Source organism: Streptomyces sp. NPDC030838 (genome assembly GCF_055572035.1).
Genome location: NZ_JBVIED010000008.1, coordinates 205,729 through 222,723, shown reverse-complemented (window position 1 = coordinate 222,723; position 16,995 = coordinate 205,729). Strand labels below are relative to the sequence as shown.

Annotated in this window: 21 protein-coding genes and 5 tRNA genes; 18 read left to right on the top strand and 8 right to left on the bottom strand. The window is 70.0% G+C overall.

Annotated features, from left to right (window positions below; translation table 11 throughout):
- Positions 1–4 precede the first annotated feature (4 nt).
- Together ACZ42A_RS22080 and gltX are read left to right on the top strand one after the other, a co-directional pair.
- Complete coding sequence (locus ACZ42A_RS22080) at positions 5–790, top strand: fumarylacetoacetate hydrolase family protein (protein WP_468528948.1); 786 nt, start codon at positions 5–7, stop codon at positions 788–790.
- Positions 783–2,267 carry a glutamate--tRNA ligase gene (gltX, locus tag ACZ42A_RS22075; RefSeq protein WP_468528947.1) on the top strand — a complete coding sequence of 495 codons (1,485 nt, stop codon included), beginning with the start codon at positions 783–785 and terminating at the stop codon, positions 2,265–2,267. Before ACZ42A_RS22080 ends, gltX begins: the two co-directional genes overlap by 8 nt.
- A gap of 62 nt (positions 2,268–2,329) precedes the next feature.
- Here the strand turns inward: gltX and ACZ42A_RS22070 are convergent, their stop codons facing one another.
- Positions 2,330–2,614, bottom strand: a complete 285-nt coding sequence (locus ACZ42A_RS22070; RefSeq protein ID WP_468528946.1) for a type II toxin-antitoxin system RelE family toxin — start codon at positions 2,612–2,614, stop codon at positions 2,330–2,332.
- A 71-nt stretch (positions 2,615–2,685) separates the two neighbouring features.
- On the opposite strand from ACZ42A_RS22070, the gene ACZ42A_RS22065 reads away from it, so the two are divergent.
- The 6 genes from ACZ42A_RS22065 (at position 2,686) to ACZ42A_RS22040 (ending at position 3,990) form a co-directional block, all read left to right on the top strand.
- Positions 2,686–3,417 carry an HAD family hydrolase gene (locus tag ACZ42A_RS22065; RefSeq protein WP_468528945.1) on the top strand — a complete coding sequence of 244 codons (732 nt, stop codon included), beginning with the start codon at positions 2,686–2,688 and terminating at the stop codon, positions 3,415–3,417.
- A gap of 92 nt (positions 3,418–3,509) precedes the next feature.
- Positions 3,510–3,581: transfer RNA gene (locus ACZ42A_RS22060), tRNA-Gln, on the top strand.
- Positions 3,582–3,622: 41 nt separating this feature from the next.
- Positions 3,623–3,695, top strand: a tRNA-Glu gene (locus ACZ42A_RS22055).
- A 29-nt stretch (positions 3,696–3,724) separates the two neighbouring features.
- Positions 3,725–3,797, top strand: a tRNA-Glu gene (locus ACZ42A_RS22050).
- Positions 3,798–3,817: 20 nt separating this feature from the next.
- A tRNA-Gln gene (locus tag ACZ42A_RS22045) sits at positions 3,818–3,889 on the top strand.
- A gap of 28 nt (positions 3,890–3,917) precedes the next feature.
- Positions 3,918–3,990, top strand: a tRNA-Glu gene (locus ACZ42A_RS22040).
- Positions 3,991–4,034: 44 nt separating this feature from the next.
- Here the strand turns inward: ACZ42A_RS22040 and ACZ42A_RS22035 are convergent.
- Entirely contained in the window at positions 4,035–4,679 is a 645-nt protein-coding gene (locus tag ACZ42A_RS22035) for a MerR family transcriptional regulator (RefSeq protein WP_468528944.1), read from the bottom strand.
- 38 nt (positions 4,680–4,717) lie between these two features.
- On the opposite strand from ACZ42A_RS22035, the gene ACZ42A_RS22030 reads away from it, so the two are divergent.
- Positions 4,718–5,236 carry a DUF4188 domain-containing protein gene (locus tag ACZ42A_RS22030; protein WP_468528943.1) on the top strand — a complete coding sequence of 173 codons (519 nt, stop codon included), beginning with the start codon at positions 4,718–4,720 and terminating at the stop codon, positions 5,234–5,236.
- 91 nt (positions 5,237–5,327) lie between these two features.
- Here ACZ42A_RS22030 and ndgR read toward each other — a convergent pair whose 3' ends face one another.
- Positions 5,328–6,044 carry an IclR family transcriptional regulator NdgR gene (gene ndgR / locus ACZ42A_RS22025; protein WP_026278050.1) on the bottom strand — a complete coding sequence of 239 codons (717 nt, stop codon included), beginning with the start codon at positions 6,042–6,044 and terminating at the stop codon, positions 5,328–5,330.
- 197 nt (positions 6,045–6,241) lie between these two features.
- On the opposite strand from ndgR, the gene leuC reads away from it, so the two are divergent.
- The 4 genes from leuC to ACZ42A_RS22005 all read left to right on the top strand — a co-directional run bounded on the left by leuC (position 6,242) and on the right by ACZ42A_RS22005 (position 9,566).
- Positions 6,242–7,666 carry a 3-isopropylmalate dehydratase large subunit gene (gene leuC / locus ACZ42A_RS22020; RefSeq protein WP_468528942.1) on the top strand — a complete coding sequence of 475 codons (1,425 nt, stop codon included), beginning with the start codon at positions 6,242–6,244 and terminating at the stop codon, positions 7,664–7,666.
- A gap of 6 nt (positions 7,667–7,672) precedes the next feature.
- Entirely contained in the window at positions 7,673–8,266 is a 594-nt protein-coding gene (leuD, locus tag ACZ42A_RS22015; protein WP_468528941.1) for a 3-isopropylmalate dehydratase small subunit, read from the top strand.
- A gap of 275 nt (positions 8,267–8,541) precedes the next feature.
- Positions 8,542–8,772, top strand: coding sequence for an SCO5555 family protein (locus ACZ42A_RS22010; protein WP_468528940.1), 231 nt, complete (start codon positions 8,542–8,544; stop codon positions 8,770–8,772).
- A 137-nt stretch (positions 8,773–8,909) separates the two neighbouring features.
- Positions 8,910–9,566, top strand: coding sequence for an HU family DNA-binding protein (locus tag ACZ42A_RS22005; protein WP_468528939.1), 657 nt, complete (start codon positions 8,910–8,912; stop codon positions 9,564–9,566).
- 121 nt (positions 9,567–9,687) lie between these two features.
- On the opposite strand, the gene ACZ42A_RS22000 is transcribed toward ACZ42A_RS22005, so the two are convergent.
- Positions 9,688–9,891: a hypothetical protein gene (locus tag ACZ42A_RS22000; protein ID WP_468528938.1), complete on the bottom strand. Its 204-nt coding sequence runs from the start codon at positions 9,889–9,891 to the stop codon at positions 9,688–9,690.
- Between the two features lie 9 nt (positions 9,892–9,900).
- Positions 9,901–10,539, bottom strand: a complete 639-nt coding sequence (cofC, locus tag ACZ42A_RS21995; protein WP_468528937.1) for a 2-phospho-L-lactate guanylyltransferase — start codon at positions 10,537–10,539, stop codon at positions 9,901–9,903.
- 155 nt (positions 10,540–10,694) lie between these two features.
- Here cofC and ACZ42A_RS21990 point away from each other — a divergent pair, with 155 nt between their 5' ends.
- From ACZ42A_RS21990 to ACZ42A_RS21980, 3 genes are read left to right on the top strand one after another with little or no spacing between them, the layout of a single operon-like run.
- Positions 10,695–11,474: a lysophospholipid acyltransferase family protein gene (locus tag ACZ42A_RS21990; protein WP_468528936.1), complete on the top strand. Its 780-nt coding sequence runs from the start codon at positions 10,695–10,697 to the stop codon at positions 11,472–11,474.
- Positions 11,471–12,481 carry an NAD(P)H-dependent glycerol-3-phosphate dehydrogenase gene (locus ACZ42A_RS21985; protein WP_468528935.1) on the top strand — a complete coding sequence of 337 codons (1,011 nt, stop codon included), beginning with the start codon at positions 11,471–11,473 and terminating at the stop codon, positions 12,479–12,481. Before ACZ42A_RS21990 ends, ACZ42A_RS21985 begins: the two co-directional genes overlap by 4 nt.
- Positions 12,482–12,540: 59 nt before the next feature.
- Positions 12,541–13,719 carry a D-alanine--D-alanine ligase family protein gene (locus ACZ42A_RS21980; protein WP_468528934.1) on the top strand — a complete coding sequence of 393 codons (1,179 nt, stop codon included), beginning with the start codon at positions 12,541–12,543 and terminating at the stop codon, positions 13,717–13,719.
- Positions 13,720–13,800: 81 nt separating this feature from the next.
- Here the strand turns inward: ACZ42A_RS21980 and ACZ42A_RS21975 are convergent, their stop codons facing one another.
- Both ACZ42A_RS21975 and ACZ42A_RS21970 read right to left on the bottom strand, forming a co-directional pair.
- Positions 13,801–14,298 carry a DUF3515 domain-containing protein gene (locus ACZ42A_RS21975; RefSeq protein ID WP_468528933.1) on the bottom strand — a complete coding sequence of 166 codons (498 nt, stop codon included), beginning with the start codon at positions 14,296–14,298 and terminating at the stop codon, positions 13,801–13,803.
- Positions 14,299–14,318: 20 nt separating this feature from the next.
- Positions 14,319–14,552 (bottom strand): Lrp/AsnC family transcriptional regulator, encoded by a 234-nt coding sequence (locus tag ACZ42A_RS21970; protein WP_468528932.1) that lies wholly within the window; start codon positions 14,550–14,552, stop codon positions 14,319–14,321.
- A gap of 227 nt (positions 14,553–14,779) precedes the next feature.
- Between ACZ42A_RS21970 and ACZ42A_RS21965 the strand changes: the two genes are divergently transcribed.
- On the top strand, positions 14,780–15,745 hold the full coding sequence (locus tag ACZ42A_RS21965) for a thiamine-phosphate kinase (RefSeq protein WP_468528931.1): 966 nt from the start codon (positions 14,780–14,782) through the stop codon (positions 15,743–15,745).
- Positions 15,742–16,542: a bifunctional hydroxymethylpyrimidine kinase/phosphomethylpyrimidine kinase gene (gene thiD / locus ACZ42A_RS21960; protein WP_468528930.1), complete on the top strand. Its 801-nt coding sequence runs from the start codon at positions 15,742–15,744 to the stop codon at positions 16,540–16,542. Before ACZ42A_RS21965 ends, thiD begins: the two co-directional genes overlap by 4 nt.
- A 250-nt stretch (positions 16,543–16,792) precedes the next feature.
- On the opposite strand, the gene rpmB is transcribed toward thiD, so the two are convergent.
- A complete protein-coding gene (gene rpmB / locus ACZ42A_RS21955; protein ID WP_003993230.1) occupies positions 16,793–16,978 on the bottom strand; it encodes a 50S ribosomal protein L28 in 186 nt (61 codons plus the stop codon).
- Positions 16,979–16,995: the final 17 nt, after the last annotated feature.

Here is a 16,995-nt window from a genome sequence, read left to right as displayed (position 1 = left end):
TCCCGTGCGCATCGCCAGGTTCTCCATCGACGGGAACGTCGCCTTCGGCGCGGTCGAGGGCGACAAGCCGGACGAGCTCGTCCTCGACATCATCAAGGGCATCCCGTTCGCGGACTTCGAGCTCTCCGGTACGAAGGTGCCGCTGAGCAAGGTCAGGCTGCTGCCGCCGGTGCTCCCCAACAAGGTGGTGGCCTTCGGCCGCAACTACGCGGAGCACGCGCGCGAGCTGGGCAACGAGGTCCCGGACGCCCCGTTCGCCTTCTTCAAGCCGTCGACCTCGGTCATCGGCCCCGGCGACGACATCCAGTACCCCTCCTTCTCCCAGGAGCTGCACCACGAGGCCGAGCTGGCTGTCGTGATCGGCCGGATGTGCCGCGAGGTCCCGCGCGACCGCGTCAAGGACGTGATCTTCGGCTTCACCTGCGCCAACGACATCACCGCCCGGGACGTGCAGCGACGCGAGAAGCAGTGGGCGCGGGCGAAGGGCTTCGACACCTCCTGCCCGCTGGGCCCCTGGGTGGAGACCGGCCTTGACCTCGAGACGGCGTCCGACCTGACCGTCCAGCTCACGGTCAACGGCGAACAGCGCCAGCTCGGCCGGACGAGCGAGATGATCCACCCCATCGAGGACCTGATCGTCAACATCTCCGAGGCCATGACGCTGCTCCCCGGCGATGTGATCCTCACCGGCACCCCGGCAGGGGTCGGCCCCCTGAACGTCGGCGACGAGGTCGCCGTCACCATCGAAGGCATCGGCACTCTCACCAACAAGGTTGTCAAGCGTGGCTAGCGCATCCGGCTCCCCCGTACGCGTCCGTTTCTGCCCGTCGCCGACCGGTAACCCCCATGTGGGCCTGGTCCGCACCGCCCTGTTCAACTGGGCGTTCGCCCGGCACCACCAGGGCACCCTGGTCTTCCGCATCGAGGACACCGACGCGGCCCGCGACTCCGAGGAGTCGTACAACCAGCTCCTCGACTCGATGCGCTGGCTCGGCTTCGACTGGGACGAGGGCCCCGAGGTCGGCGGCCCCCACGCGCCGTACCGCCAGTCGCAGCGCATGGACATCTACCAGGACGTCGCTCAGAAGCTCCTGGACGGCGGCCACGCCTACCGCTGCTACTGCTCCCAGGAGGAGCTGGACACCCGCCGCGAGGCCGCCCGCGCCGCCGGCAAGCCGTCCGGCTACGACGGCCACTGCCGCGAGCTGACCGAGGCGCAGGTCGAGGAGTACAAGGCCCAGGGCCGCGAGCCGATCGTCCGCTTCCGGATGCCGGACGAGACCATCACCTTCACCGACCTGGTCCGCGGCGAGCTGACCTTCACCCCGGAGAACGTCCCGGACTACGGCATCGTCCGCGCGAACGGGGCGCCTCTCTACACGCTGGTGAACCCGGTCGACGACGCCCTGATGGAGATCACCCACGTCCTGCGCGGCGAGGACCTGCTCTCCTCCACCCCCCGCCAGATCGCCCTCTACAAGGCGCTGATCGAGCTGGGCATCGCCCAGCGCATCCCCGAGTTCGGCCATCTGCCGTACGTGATGGGCGAGGGCAACAAGAAGCTCTCGAAGCGGGACCCGCAGTCGTCGCTGAACCTCTACCGCGAGCGCGGCTTCCTCCCCGAGGGCCTGCTCAACTACCTCTCGCTGCTCGGCTGGTCGCTCTCCGCAGACCAGGACATCTTCACGATGGACGAGATGGTCGCGGCCTTCGACGTGAAGGACGTCAACCCCAACCCGGCCCGCTTCGACCTGAAGAAGTGCGAGGCGATCAACGGCGATCACATCCGGATGCTGGATGTGAAGGACTTCACGGAGCGCTGCCGCCCCTGGCTGAAGGCCCCGTTCGCCCCGTGGGCGCCGGAGGACTTCGACGAGGCGCAGTGGCAGGCGATCGCCCCGCACGCGCAGACGCGCCTGAAGGTCCTGTCCGAGATCACCGACAACGTCGACTTCCTCTTCCTCCCGGAGCCGGTCTTCGACGAGCCGAGCTGGACGAAGGCGATGAAGGAGGGCTCCGACGCCCTGCTGCGCACGGCCCGCGAGAAGCTGGAGTCGGCCGACTGGACCTCCGCCGAGTCCCTGAAGGAGGCCGTCCTGGCCGCCGGCGAGGCCCACGGCCTCAAGCTCGGCAAGGCCCAGGCCCCGGTCCGGGTCGCCGTCACCGGCCGCACGGTCGGCCTGCCGCTCTTCGAGTCCCTGGAGGTCCTGGGCAAGGAGAAGACCCTGACCCGCATCGACGCGGCGCTGGCGAAGCTGGCGGCGTAAGCCTCACGCACGCGTGAAGGGGCGGTACCCGGCTCTCCGGGTACCGCCCCTCGTCGTCTCGGTCACTGCGCGTCGGCTTCGTCGATCAGATAGGCGCTCTCGTCGAAGATCTCCAGTACGACGATGACCATGATCGTTCCAGCCACCATGTACTCCAGCACCACGCCGGGGGCCACGTAGGCCTTGCGCAGATGCTCTTCCGGGCCGAGCGGGGCGGTCGAGTTCTTCCGGAACGGATCCCGGGCCAGTACGCGCACGGCCTTGTCCAACTGGGCCCGACGCTCTCCGGGCAGGGCGTCGTACGTCGCACGGGCTTCTACGGTGAACTGGACGCGGTACTCGCTCATGACCCCAGTGTGCCAGTGCCCCTTCGCCCGTATCCGCCCCGCGAAACGGCCCACCGCGTTACCGTCGGATCATGAGCATCCGTGCCGTGGTCTGGGACGTGGACGACACCCTCTTCGACTACTCGACCGCGGACCGTGAGGGCATCCGTGCCCATCTGGCGGCCGAGGGCCTGCTGGAGCGGTACGGCGGGGCCGAGCGGGCCTTCGCGCTGTGGAAGGCGGTCACGGAGCGCCACTGGGACCGTTTCGCGGCGGGGGAGGCCTCCTACGAGGGCCAGCGCCGGGACCGGGTGCGAGAGTTCCTGGGCCGGACGCTGACGGACGCGGAGGCCGACGCCTGGTTCGAGCGGTACCTCGCCCACTACGAGGCCGTCTGGGCCCTCTTCCCGGACGTCCTGCCCGTCCTGGACGCCCTCGCCGCCAGCCACCGCCACGCGGTGCTCTCCAACTCCAGCCTCACCGTCCAGGACCGCAAGCTGCGGATGCTCGGCGTCCACCACCGCTTCGAGACGATCCTGTGCGCCGCGGAGCTGGGCGTCTCCAAGCCCGAGGCCCGGGCGTTCCTCGCCGCCTGCGAGGCCCTGTCGCTGTCTCCGCACCAGGTGGCGTACGTCGGCGACCACCCGGAGATCGACGGACGGGGCGCCGCCGACGCCGGGTTGCTGTCGGTCTGGATCGACCGCCTGGGCGGCTCGGCGACGGTGGCGGTTCCGGCCGGTCCGCACCGGATCGCGTCCCTCTCCGAACTCCCGGCACTGCTCGGCGCGGATACCCGTTTTGGAGCCCCGTCCACCTTCAGGTAATGTTCTTTCTGCGCCGCCGGGGAGCGGGCCGAAAGGCCGGGAACCGGAGGAGCGAACTAGAACAAGATCCCCATACGGGGCTTGCGTTCCAGTGGCCTATGGTGTAATTGGCAGCACGACTGATTCTGGTTCAGTTAGTCTTGGTTCGAGTCCAGGTAGGCCAGCTCGCAGAGCTCAATCTGCAACCCGCGGATCCCATCCGCAAGCCCCCGTTGTGTAGCGGCCTAGCACGCTGCCCTCTCAAGGCAGTAGCGCCGGTTCGAATCCGGTCGGGGGTACGGTGATCTCTTCCGAGATGATCGCTAGGGCCCCCGTTGTGTAGCGGCCTAGCACGCCGCCCTCTCAAGGCGGTAGCGCCGGTTCGAATCCGGTCGGGGGTACTGACTGGTCTAAACCACATTGGTCTATGGTGTAATTGGCAGCACGACTGATTCTGGTTCAGTTAGTCTTGGTTCGAGTCCAGGTAGACCAGCTCGGACCTGCGGAAACGCAGAGTCCACGCCCCCGTTGTGTAGCGGCCTAGCACGCCGCCCTCTCAAGGCGGTAGCGCCGGTTCGAATCCGGTCGGGGGTACGAGTCCCAAGGGGCCTTCGCTTCGGCGAGGGCCCCTTCGGCGTTCACTCGATGCCGTACCGCCGCGTCGTCTCCTCCTCCTGGGCCAGCCGGTGCAGCGCCTGCAGCACCGGCTCGTTGAGGATCGCCCCCAGGACCGCGAACTCGACCTGCTCCGACTCCGACGGGTACGTCTCCATGTTGTCCAGGTCGAGGACGGCCGTCCGGTGCATCAACTCGGCGTACGGCGCGAGCTGTTCGGCCCCCCAGTCGTAGCCGAGCCGGCGGAACGCGGCCACCCCCACCACCAGCGAGCGGTACGCGGGGGAGATGCTCGCGAGCCGCTTGGCGTTGTCCCAGCCGAGCCGGTCCAGGAGCGTGCCGACCTCCTGGTGGGCGGCCTGGACGCACTCGTCGTCCTCGTCCGGCTCCGGCCCCTGCGGCAGCTCCCACAGGGCCGCGCCCAGCCGGATCGAACGGCCCAGGGACTCGTCGTCGATGTGCCGGAGCACCTCGCGGGCGCTCGCCACGGGGACCTTGCCGACCTGGATCAGCGCGCGTACCAGCCGGAGCCGGCGCAGGTGCGTCTCGTCGTACTCCGCCGTGGTCGCGTTGATCTGGCGGCCCGGCGGCAAGAGGCCTTCGCGCAGGTAGTACTTGATCGTCGCGATGGAGACACCGCTGCGGTTGCTCAGTTCGGCGAGCCGCATGTCTTGCGCCTTTCGTTGGGTAGCGGCACTATCCAAGCATGGCGGACACGGAGAAGACGGCCGGCCGCGCTCTGCGGCTGACGACCGCGGATGCTCGGGGAGACGTGATCGTCCTGCTGATCGGGATGCGGATCAACAGGTTCTGGGCGGTGCACCACTGGCTGCCGGTGATGCTGGCGATGTTCCGGATGCTGGCGGAACTGAAGAGGGATCCGGGGCGGGGATTGCTGTCCCGGGTGCTGCTGACGGCTTCGCCGCGAACGTACTACGTCGTGCAGTACTGGGAGTCGAAGGAGAAGCTGTACGCGTACGCGAGCGCACCGGATGCGTTTCACCGCGAGGTGTGGGCTCGGGTCAACGGCATGGACCGCAAGGGCAGGGTCCGGGGCCACGTCGGGATCTGGCATGAGGCGTATGTCGTGCCGGAGGGGTCGTACGAGGCGATCTACGGGGACATGCCGGCGTTCGGGCTCGCTGCGGCGCATGGGCAGGTTCCGCTGGAGGCCCGTGGGCGGTATGCGAAGGAGCGGTTCGCTTGGCGCGCGCCGGCGCCGTAGCCGGTTCTCTCCAGGGAGTCTCCCGCGCCGTAGGGATCGAGCTGCCGCGGCGTTGAGGCCGCTCAGTCCCTACGGCGGTTTCCTGTTGCCGTCAGCCCGAGCGGCGCAGGGCCTCCGAGAGGCGGGCTGCCGCGTCGATGACCGCCTGGGCGTGCATACGGCCCGGGTGGCGGGTCAGGCGCTCGATGGGGCCGGAGACGGACACCGCGGCCACCACGCGGTTCGAGGGGCCGCGTACGGGCGCGGAGACGGACGCGACGCCCGGCTCGCGCTCGCCGATCGACTGGGCCCAGCCGCGGCGCCGTACGCCCGACAGGGCCGTCGCCGTGAAGCGGGCGCCCTGGAGGCCGCGGTGCAGCCGCTCCGGCTCCTCCCAGGCCATGAGGATCTGCGCCGAGGAGCCCGCCTTCATCGTGAGCGTCGAGCCGACCGGGACGGTGTCCCGCAGGCCGGACAGACGCTCCGCCGCGGCGACGCAGATGCGCATGTCGCCCTGGCGGCGGTAGAGCTGCGCGCTCTCTCCTGTCACGTCACGGAGGTGGGTGAGCACCGGGCCGGCCGTGGCGAGGAGGCGGTCCTCGCCGGCCGCCGCGGCCAGCTCTGCCAGGCGCGGGCCGAGGATGAAACGGCCCTGCATGTCACGCGCCACCATGCGGTGGTGTTCAAGTGCCACGGCCAGGCGGTGGGCCGTGGGTCGTGCCAGTCCGGTGGCCGCGACCAGACCCGCGAGGGTGGCCGGACCGGACTCCAGAGCGCTCAGGACGAGGGCCGCCTTGTCCAGAACGCCGACGCCGCTACTGTTGTCCATGCAACGATACTTGCGTCTCACTCTGTGAAACGCAAGTTCAATTTTCCGTGGAACACGCCACCCTGGATGACACGAAGGCACAGCGGCCCGCACAAATGACGGGCCTGGCGGCGGACGCCCGTAACCAGGGGCGCGGGCGCCGTCTCCTCACAGTCTCTAGTTGGGTCGGCGCACCTTTGCCGACCGGAGGGAAAGCGATGGGTAGGACACTCGCGGAGAAGGTCTGGGACGACCACGTCGTCCGGCGCGCCGAGGGCGAGCCCGACCTCCTCTACATCGATCTGCACCTGCTGCACGAGGTGACCAGCCCGCAGGCCTTCGACGGCCTCCGCAAGAGCGGGCGGAAGGTGCGTCGACTCGACCTCACCATCGCGACCGAGGATCACAACACCCCGACCCTCGACATCGACAAGCCCGTCGCCGACCCGGTCTCCCGCGCCCAGCTGGAGACCCTGCGCAGGAACGCCGCCGAGTTCGGCGTCCGGCTGCACCCGCTGGGCGACGTCGAGCAGGGCGTCGTGCACGTCGTCGGCCCGCAGCTGGGTCTGACCCAGCCCGGCATGACCGTCGTCTGCGGCGACTCGCACACCTCCACGCACGGCGCCTTCGGCGCGCTGGCGTTCGGTATCGGCACCTCTCAGGTCGAGCATGTGCTGGCCACCCAGACGCTGCCCATGGCCCGCCCGAAGACCATGGCCATCACGGTCGACGGCGAGCTGCCCGACGGCGTCACCGCCAAGGACCTGATCCTGGCGATCATCGCGCGGATCGGCACCGGCGGCGGCCAGGGATATGTGCTGGAGTACCGCGGCTCCGCCATCGAGAAGCTCTCGATGGAGGCCCGGATGACCATCTGCAACATGTCGATCGAGGCCGGCGCCCGCGCGGGCATGATCGCCCCCGACGAGACCACCTTCGAGTACATCAAGGGCCGCGCCCACGCCCCCGAGGGCGCCGACTGGGACGCCGCGGTCGAGTACTGGAAGACGCTGAGGACCGACGACGACGCCGAGTTCGACGCCGAGGTCGTCATCGACGCCGCCGAACTGTCGCCGTTCGTCACCTGGGGCACCAACCCGGGCCAGGGCGCGCCGCTTTCCGCGTCCGTCCCCGACCCGGCTTCGTACGAAGACGCTTCGGAGCGCCTCGCCGCCGAAAAGGCCCTGGAGTACATGGGGTTGGAGGCCGGGCAGCCGCTGCGGTCCATCAAGGTGGACACCGTCTTCGTAGGCTCCTGCACCAACGGCCGCATCGAGGACCTGCGCAACGCCGCCGAGATCCTGCGCGGCCGCAAAATCGCCGACGGCGTACGGATGCTGGTCGTCCCGGGCTCCGCGCGCGTGGGTCTGCAGGCCGTCTCCGAGGGCCTGGACGTGGTGTTCAAGGAGGCCGGCGCCGAATGGCGGCACGCGGGCTGCTCGATGTGCCTCGGCATGAACCCGGACCAGCTGGCCCCCGGCGAGCGCTCCGCGTCCACCTCCAACCGCAACTTCGAGGGCAGGCAGGGCAAGGGCGGCCGTACGCATCTGGTGTCGCCGCAGGTCGCGGCCGCGACCGCCGTCCTGGGGCACCTGGCCTCGCCCGCCGACCTGTCCGACGCCCCCGTGCCCGCTGGAGTCTGATCAGTCATGGAAGCTTTCACCACGCACACCGGCCGGGCCGTCCCGCTGCGCCGCAGCAACGTCGACACCGACCAGATCATCCCCGCCCACTGGCTCAAGAAGGTGACCCGGGACGGGTTCGAGGACGGGCTGTTCGAGGCCTGGCGCAAGGACCCGGAGTTCGTGCTCAACCGGCCCGAGCGGCAGGGTGCCACGGTGCTGGTCGCCGGCCCCGACTTCGGCACCGGCTCCTCCCGTGAGCACGCGGTGTGGGCGCTGCAGAACTACGGCTTCAAGGCCGTCATCTCCTCGCGCTTCGCCGACATCTTCCGCGGCAACTCGCTCAAGAACGGCCTGCTCACGGTGGTTCTGGAGCAGAAGATCGTGGACGCCCTGTGGGAACTCACGGAACAGGACCCGACTGCTGAGGTCACTGTGGACCTTGAGGCTCGTGAGGTTCGCGCCGAGGGCATCACCGCCTCCTTCGAGCTGGACGAGAACTCCCGCTGGCGGCTGCTGAACGGGCTGGACGACATCTCCATCACCCTCCGGAACGAGGAGGACATCGCGGAGTACGAGGCGAAGCGCCCCGCCTACAAGCCGCGGACGCTGAAGATCTGACCTCCGGGGCCGCCAGGCCCTCGCGAAGGTCGAGTTTCGGCCACCCCAACACCCCGGCTGTACCCCCGATCGCCCCGATCGGGGGTACAGCCGTTTTCCGGTCCGTTCGATCCCCGACGCCACCCCCGGGCTCTTCAACTTCCCACGTTAGAGCGGTGATTGCCGGGGTAGGCGCTCGATGGCGGCGCGGCGGCGGCGACCGTCCGGAGGGCCGTTCGAGGCGGCAGTTAGACCCCGGGCAGGCGACAACTCGCCCCAGATGGCACAATCTGTGCATGGAACACGACGGCCAACTCGAGCTCTATGCGGCAGTCGCGGACCGACTCAAGGAAGCGCACGCAAGGGTGCGCGCACTGCAAGTCCCGGAGGGCGTACGGATGGCGCTGACCCGGAAGCTGCTGGTCATCACGGCCGCGGCCAAGCACGATCTCGCCGATGCGACAAGGCGTCTGGAGCGGTTCACGGCCGACCTCGACGAGGGGCGTTTCCCCGAAGAGGACGGCTGAACAAGTCCGGGACCGTCGAGTCCGATGCGGCACAAGGGTGATTAGCCCGTTTCGTGTTTGATTTGCGGTATATATCTGCCTAACGTGCGAAAAAGCTTGAACACTTTCGTTCTGGCGATGTCTCCGAAGGGGAAGACGTGAACAAGGCGCAGCTCGTAGAAGCGATTGCCGACAAGATGGGCGGCCGCCAGCAGGCCGCCGATGCCGTCGACCACGTACTGGACGCCATCGTCCGCGCGGTCGTCGCGGGTGAGCGGGTCTCGGTCACCGGCTTCGGTTCGTTCGAGAAGGTCGACCGTCCGGCGCGCTACGCCCGTAACCCTCAGACGGGCGAGCGGGTTCGGGTCAAGAAGACCTCGGTGCCGCGCTTCCGTGCAGGTCAGGGCTTCAAGGACCTGGTCAGCGGCTCGAAGAAGCTGCCCCGCGGTGGCGAGGTCGCCGTGAAGAAGGCCCCCAAGGGAAGCCTGACCGGAGGCGCCGCGGCGACGGTCAAGAAGGCCGCCGCGAAGAAGACCACCGCCAAGAAGGCCGCGCCGGCGAAGAAGGCCGCCGCGAAGAAGGCGGCGCCGGCGAAGAAGACCACGGCCGCCGCGAAGAAGACCACGGCGAAGAAGGCGCCCGCCAAGAAGGCCACCACGGCGGCTGCCAAGACCACCGCCGCGAAGACCACCGCCAAGAAGGCGACGGCCAAGAAGGCCCCGGCGAAGAAGGCGACGGCCAAGAAGGCCCCCGCCAAGAAGTCGACGGCCCGCAAGACCACGACCGCCAAGAAGGCCACCGCCCGCAAGAAGTAAGGGCGCGCCACAGGGGCACTCACGCGCCGGGCCGGACTCCCTCGGGAGTCCGGCCCGCGGCGTGTCCAGGGCCTGATCAGGGCCTGATCAGGGGTCTGTTCAGGGGTCTGATCAGGGGTTTTCAGAAGGTCTGCAGCGTCACCAGCGTGATCGTGCGGGCCTCGCCCTCGCCCTCGGTCTCGATCCGCACCCGCTGGCCGGGCCGCAGCAGCCGCAGCCCGCCCGCGTCGAACGCGGCGGCGTCGAAGGGGACGGGGGTGCCGTCGTCGAGCAGCACCTGTCCGCTGCGCGTCTCGGCGTCGTACGTGTATGCGGTCGCCTGCATGACGGCAGCCTACTGCCCGGGGATCAGCAGGCGCGCGGCCATCGCCGCCGTACGGGGCCCCACCCCCAGGGCGAGCGCGGTGCGCAGATCGGCACCGGTGTCCACGTCCTGCCGTACCGAATCCACTCCCGTGAGACCCAGCTCCACCGCGCCGGACGCGCGATGACGAGCCCGGGAGTCGAGCCCGAAGGCCGGTCGCAATTCCCGGTCCGGGCCGGCCGCCAGCAGGGTCGTGCCGATTTCCGCGGCGTCCGGGAGAAAAGCGCGCGGGAATTCCGCCGCCGCGTCCAGGACCCGGGTCAATTCCGCCGGGCGTAGCGCCGGAAGATCGGCATTGAGGGCGGCGACGGCGCTTTCGGGGCGCAAGGAGCGCACGGCGGCCGCCGCGTGCTCCAGCGCGGCGTTCAGGCCGCCCCGCGGCTCGTCGGCGACGATCCGGGCGCCCAGCGCGGCCAGCTCCCGGCCGGCCAGGGCGTCGTCCGTGACGACGGCCACATCCCGCACCGCCGGGCAGGCCAGCGCCGCGGCCACCGTGTCCTGGGCGAACGCCAGGGCGAGACCCGGGCGCAGGCCGTCGGCGGCCGTGTCCGCGAGCCTGCTCTTCGCCCGTGCCAAGGGCTTCACGGGGATCACCAAGGTCCACTGCACGAGCGTCGCGCCCCCTCTCTTGTCGCGGACATTGTCCCCCGGCCCATCTGGCGGCCCGGTCTTCGGGGCGTACGGTGTTCTCGACAGACCGACGGCCTGGGGCGACACTTGTGCGGCCCCCGGGCCTGGTGGCAGCCCTAGAGGAAGGTGTCCGCGTGCCCCGCCGCAGAATCGGCTTCTGGTACCGCTTCGCCGCGGTGATCTGCAAACCGCCGCTGGTGGTTCTGCTCAAGCGGGACTGGCGTGGAATGGAGCACATTCCGGCCGAGGGCGGATTTATCACCGTGGTGAACCACAATTCGCACATCGACCCCTTCGCCTACGCGCACTTTCAGTACAACACGGGTCGGGTGCCGCGATTCCTGGCGAAGAGCGGGCTTTTCAGGAAGGGATTCGTCGGCGCCGCGATGCGCGGCACCGGGCAGATCCCCGTCTATCGCGAGAGCACGGACGCGCTCAGCGCCTTCCGGGCCGCGATCGACGCCGTGGAACGCGGCGAGTGCGTCGCCTTCTACCCGGAGGGCACCCTCACCCGCGACCCCGACGGCTGGCCCATGACCGGCAAGACCGGCGCCGCCCGCGTCGCCCTGCGCACCAAGTGCCCGGTGATCCCGGTCGCCCAGTGGGGCTGCAACGAACTGCTGCCGCCGTACGCCAAGAAGCCCCACCTGTTCCCGCGCAAGACCAGCCGGGTGCTCGCCGGCCCGCCGGTGGACCTCTCGCGCTTCTACGACAAGGACATGACCGCGGACGTCCTCAAGGAGGCGACCGAGGTCATCATGGCCGCGATCACCCGCCAGCTGGAGGAGATCCGCGGCGAGAAGGCGCCCGAGACGCCGTACGACCCGAAGCGCGAACGCATCGAGCAGCGGCGGCGCACCCAGGCGCAGACGCAGCAGACGCAGGGCAAGCAGGCAGAAGGGCAGAGCAAGTGAGCAAGCCGGTCAAGGCGGCGGTCTTCAGCGCCGGTTCGTGGGGTACGGCCTTCGGCATGGTGCTCGCCGACGCGGGCTGCGAGGTCGTGCTGTGGGCGCGCCGCGAGGGGGTCGCCGAGGCGATCAACTCGACCCGGACCAACCCCGACTACTTCCCGGGCATCGAGCTCCCGGAGAACATGCGGGCCACCACCGACCCCGCCGAGGCCGCCGCCGGCGCGGACTTCACGATCTTGTCCGTGCCGTCCCAGACGCTGCGCGGCAACCTCTCCGAGTGGACACCGCTGCTGGCCCCCGGCACCGTGCTGGTCTCCCTGATGAAGGGCATCGAACTCGGCACCGCCATGCGGATGAGCGAGGTCATCGACGACGTCGCCAAGGTGGGCCAGGACCGGATCGCCGTGGTCACCGGACCCAACCTCGCCCGCGAGATCGCCGCCCGGATGCCGGCCGCCTCCGTGGTCGCCTGCACCGACGAGGCCGTCGCCCAGCGCCTCCAGGCCGCCTGCCACACGCCGTACTTCCGCCCGTACACCAACACCGACGTCGTCGGCTGCGAACTCGGCGGCGCGGTCAAGAACGTCATCGGGCTCGCCGTCGGCATCGCGGACGGCATGGGCCTCGGCGACAACGCCAAGGGCTCGCTCATCACCCGCGGTCTCGCCGAGACCACCCGGCTGGGCCTCGCCATGGGCGCCGACCCGCTGACCTTCTCCGGACTCGCCGGTCTGGGCGACCTGGTGGCCACCTGCTCCTCGCCGCTGTCCCGCAACCACACCTTCGGCACCAACCTCGGCAAGGGCATGACCCTGCAGGAGACCATCGCGGTCACCAAGCAGACCGCCGAGGGCGTCAAGTCCTGTGAGTCGGTGCTGGATCTGGCCCGCCGGCACGGCGTCGACATGCCCATCACCGAGACGGTCGTCGGCATCGTGCACGAGGGCAAGCCGCCGGTGGTGGCCCTCAAGGAGCTGATGTCGCGCAGCGCGAAGCCGGAACGACGCTGAGCCACGCCGCCCCCCGGACGCTGTCTCCCGGCCCTACCAACGGGTACTCTCATCGCGATATGAGCACCGAGAACCTCCCCCAGAGCCCCGAGCAGCAGCCGACCCGCAAGCCGCGGGTGGCCGTGGTGTACGGAGGCCGCAGCTCCGAACACGGGATCTCCGTGGTCACCGCCGGCGCCGTCCTCAAGGCCATCGACCGGACGCAGTACGAGGTCCTGCCGATCGGCATCACCCGCGACGGGCGCTGGGCGCTCACCGTCGACGAACCCGAGCGGATGGCGATCACCGACCGCCGTACGCCGACCGTCGAGGACCTCGCCGAGTCCGGCGAGGGCGGTGTGGTGCTCCCGGTCGACCCGGGCAACCGCGAAGTCGTCTACGCCGAGCCGGGTTCCGTGCCCAAGGCGCTGGGCGAGGTCGACGTGGTCTTCCCGGTGCTGCACGGCCCGTACGGCGAGGACGGCACGCTCCAGGGCCTCCTGGAGCTGTCCGGGGTGCCGTACGTGGGCTCGGGCGTGCTCTCCTCGGCCGTCGGCCAGGACAAGGAGTACATGAAGCGGGTCTTCGAGTCGTTCGGGCTGAAGGTGGGCCCGTACCTCGTGATCCGGCCGCGTGAGTGGGAGCGTGCCGCCCCGGGCGGGGAAAAGGGTGCGGGCGCCCGCCGCCGTATCGCGGACTTCGCGGGCGAGCACGGCTGGCCGCTGTTCGTGAAGCCCGCGCGCGCGGGCTCCTCGATCGGCATCACCAAGGTGGAGTCCTTCGAGGGCCTCGACGAGGCGATCGCCGAGGCGCAGCGGCACGACCCGAAGATCCTGATCGAGGCCGCGCTGCGCGGCCGGGAGATCGAGTGCGGCGTCCTGGAGTTCGAGGACGGCCCGCGCGCCTCGGTGCCCGCCGAGATCCCGCCGCCGGACGCGCACGCGTACTACGACTTCGAGGCGAAGTACATCGACTCCACGCCCGGCATCGTCCCCGCCCCCCTCACCGAGGAGGAGACCGCCGAGGTCCGGAAGCTCGCGGTCGCGGCCTTCGACGCCGCCTCCTGCGAGGGTCTGGTCCGCGCGGACTTCTTCCTCACCGAGGACGGCGAGTTCGTGATCAACGAGATCAACACGATGCCCGGCTTCACCCCGATCTCGATGTACCCGCAGATGTGGCAGGCGAGCGGCATCGGCTACCCGGAGCTGGTGGACCGCCTGATCCAGGCAGCGCTGAACAGGTCGACGGGCCTCCGCTGAAACGCCCTTAGGGGCGCGGGGAACTGCGCGAGAAACCACAGAGCACCCGCACCCGAGGACGGCGACAACCACCCACGGCGCTTAGTCGGCGATACCTCCGGGAATCGCCGACTTGACCGCGGACGCCAGTTCGATCAACACCGCCGAGCTGTCCACACCCTCCGGCACGCTGACCTCGACATAAGCGAGCCGGTTCGCCGTGGTGAACCGAAACCCGTCGTCCGCCTTCTCCTGCAGCCAGTCGACGCCGTTCACCCCGCCGGCCACGGCATCCGCGTCCCGCCCTTCGGCGACCTTGGGGTCGATCATCTTCGGCGGCCTGGGCACCCCGCAGCGCAGTATGATCTCCGGGCTTCCCCAGCCCGCGGTCAGCGTGGACCGCGGCTCAGGGTCCTCGCGGCTCAGACCGGCCACCTTCGCCGGCAGCGCTTCGTCGAGTTTCCGGCACAGCTCGGTCACCGCTGCGTCCGGACTGGGAACCGTCGCCGACGCGCTGTCGTCTGCTGAGGAGCAGCCCACGGCGGTGATCAGCAGGGCGAGCGCGGACAGGCCGATGGGCCGGTGACGGAAGATGTTCACCGGCCAAGGGTAGACGGGGGCTACAGATGGACCACCGGGCAGGTCAGGGTGCGTGTGATGCCTTCCACCTGCTGGACCTTGGCGACCACCATGCGACCGAGGTCGTCGACCGTGTCGGCCTGGGCCCGCACGATGACGTCGTACGGTCCGGTGACGTCCTCGGCCTGGACGACTCCAGGGATCTTGCTGATCGTCTCGGCGACGGTCGAGGCCTTGCCGACCTCCGTCTGGATCAGAATGTACGCCTGTACCACGGAACCTCCAGGGCGGCCACGAGGATCATGTGGGGAAAAGGAACGCCACGGTATCGCGTCGCCGCTCGCCGCGGGGAGACCTGCGGGAACCGGGGCCTGCGTGCCGGGGTGCCGGCACGACGGAAGTTGACGGTCAAGGGGACCGCGCCGACAGTCACTCCGACCGTATCGAGGACACTGTTGACGCGCGACCGGGCATGCACGAGGACAGAAGGGGCGTAAGGGCAATGAAGGGCACTGTTGGTGAGCTCGGTGAGTTCGGGCTCATCAGGGAGCTCACCTCCCGTCTCACCACCACCCCGGCGGTGCGGGTCGGCCCCGGCGACGACGCCGCGGTGGTCGCCGCACCCGACCGCAGGGTCGTGGCCAGCACCGACATCCTCGTGGAGGGGCGGCACTTCCGCCGCGACTGGTCCACGGCGTACGACGTGGGCCGCAAGGCCGCCGCGCAGAACCTCGCGGACATCGCCGCCATGGGCGCCGTACCGACCGCGCTGCTGCTCGGCCTGGTCGTACCCGCCGAGCTGCCGGTGACCTGGCCGAGCGAGCTGATGGACGGGCTGCGCGACGAGTGCCAGGTCGCGGGCGCGGCCGTGGTCGGCGGGGACGTGGTCCGCGGGGACACCATCACCGTGTCGATCACCGCGCTCGGCGATCTGCGCAACCAGGAGCCGGTGACCCGGGGTGGAGCCCAGCCCGGCGACCTGGTCGCGGTGACCGGCTGGCTCGGCTGGTCCGCCGCGGGGTACGCGGTGCTCTCCCGCGGCTTCCGCTCGCCGCGCGCCTTCGTCGAGGCCCACCGGCGCCCCGAACCGCCGTACCACGCGGGTCCGGCCGCCGCCGCGCTCGGCGCCACGGCGATGTGCGACGTGAGCGACGGGCTGATCGCCGACCTGGGGCACATCGCGGAGGCCAGCAAGGTCCGGATCGACATCCGCTCCGGCGCCATCGACATCCCGTCCCAGATGAACGACATCGGGCAGGCCGTGGGGGTGGACCCGCTCCAGTGGGTGCTGACCGGGGGAGAGGATCACGCGATCGTGGCGACCTTCCCGCCGGACGTGAAGCTGCCCGCCCGCTGGAAGGTGATCGGCGAGGTGCTGAACCCCTCGGCGCTGCCGCAGGTCACGGTGGACGGGGCGCCCTGGACCAGCAAGGGCGGCTGGGACCACTTCGGGGACATAGAGTCATGAGCGCGCCACCCAGGGTTCTCACGGTCGCCGGGTCCGACTCCGGGGGCGGCGCGGGTGTCCAGGCCGACCTGAAGACGATGCTCGCGCTCGGGGTGCACGGCATGAGCGTGATCACCGCCGTGACCGCGCAGAACTCGCTCGGCGTGCAGGGCGCCTGGGAGCTGCCGGTGGAGGCGGTGCGGGCGCAGTACCGCAGCGTCGTCGACGACATCGGCGTCCAGGCGGTGAAGACCGGCATGCTGGCCTCGGCGGAACTCGTCGAGACGGTCGCCGAATTGATCTCCGGGACGGACGCGCCGGCGGTCGTGGACCCGGTGGGCGTCTCCAAGCACGGGGACGCGCTGCTCGCGGCCTCCGCGCTGGACTCCGTACGCACCAAGCTGCTGCCGGTCGCGACCGTCGCCACCCCGAACCTCGACGAGGTCGCCCAACTCACCGGCGTCCGGGTCGAGTCCGAGGAGCACATGCGGCGGGCCGCGGCGGCCGTCCTGGCGTACGGGCCGCGCTGGGTGGTGATCAAGGGCGGCCATCTGTCCGGCGAGGCGGTGGACTTGCTCACCGACGGCTCCGAGGAGCACTGGCTGCGCGCTCCCCGGCACGACAACCGTCACACCCACGGCACGGGCTGCACCCTCGCCTCGGCGATCGCCTCCCACCTCGCGCGGGGGCTGGCCGTGCCGGAGGCGGTGGCGGCGGCCAAGGAGTACGTCACCGGGGCGATCGCGGCCGGGTTCGCGCTCGGCGGGGGCATCGGGCCGGTGGACCACGGCTGGGCGCTGAGGGCTCCACGCGGTTAGTGCGGCGCGTCCTCGGCTCCCCGGCCAGGACGTACGCCGCGACGAGCGTCACACCCGGATCCAGCCCGCCCCCGCGAACCGTTCGGCGAGGGGCCGCTTTGTGTGTCGGTCATACGTTCGAACCGGTGGGTGTCGGTCCACTCCGGTGCAGCCGATCCGAGACGCAGGCGGGTACAGCAAAAAGCCGGTCCACGCGAGGTGGACCGGCTTTTTACAGCGAACCGGCAGTGGCCGCGCGCTCAGCTGAGCGTCAGCGCGAGACCTTGCCGGCCTTGATGCACGAGGTGCAAGCGTTCACGCGCTTCGGCGTCCCGCCGACCACGGTACGCACACGCTGGATGTTCGGGTTCCAGCGGCGGGACGTACGGCGGTGCGAGTGCGAGATGTTGTTGCCGAAGCCCGGCCCCTTGCCGCAGACGTCGCAGTTGGCAGCCACGGGTCACTCCAAAGACT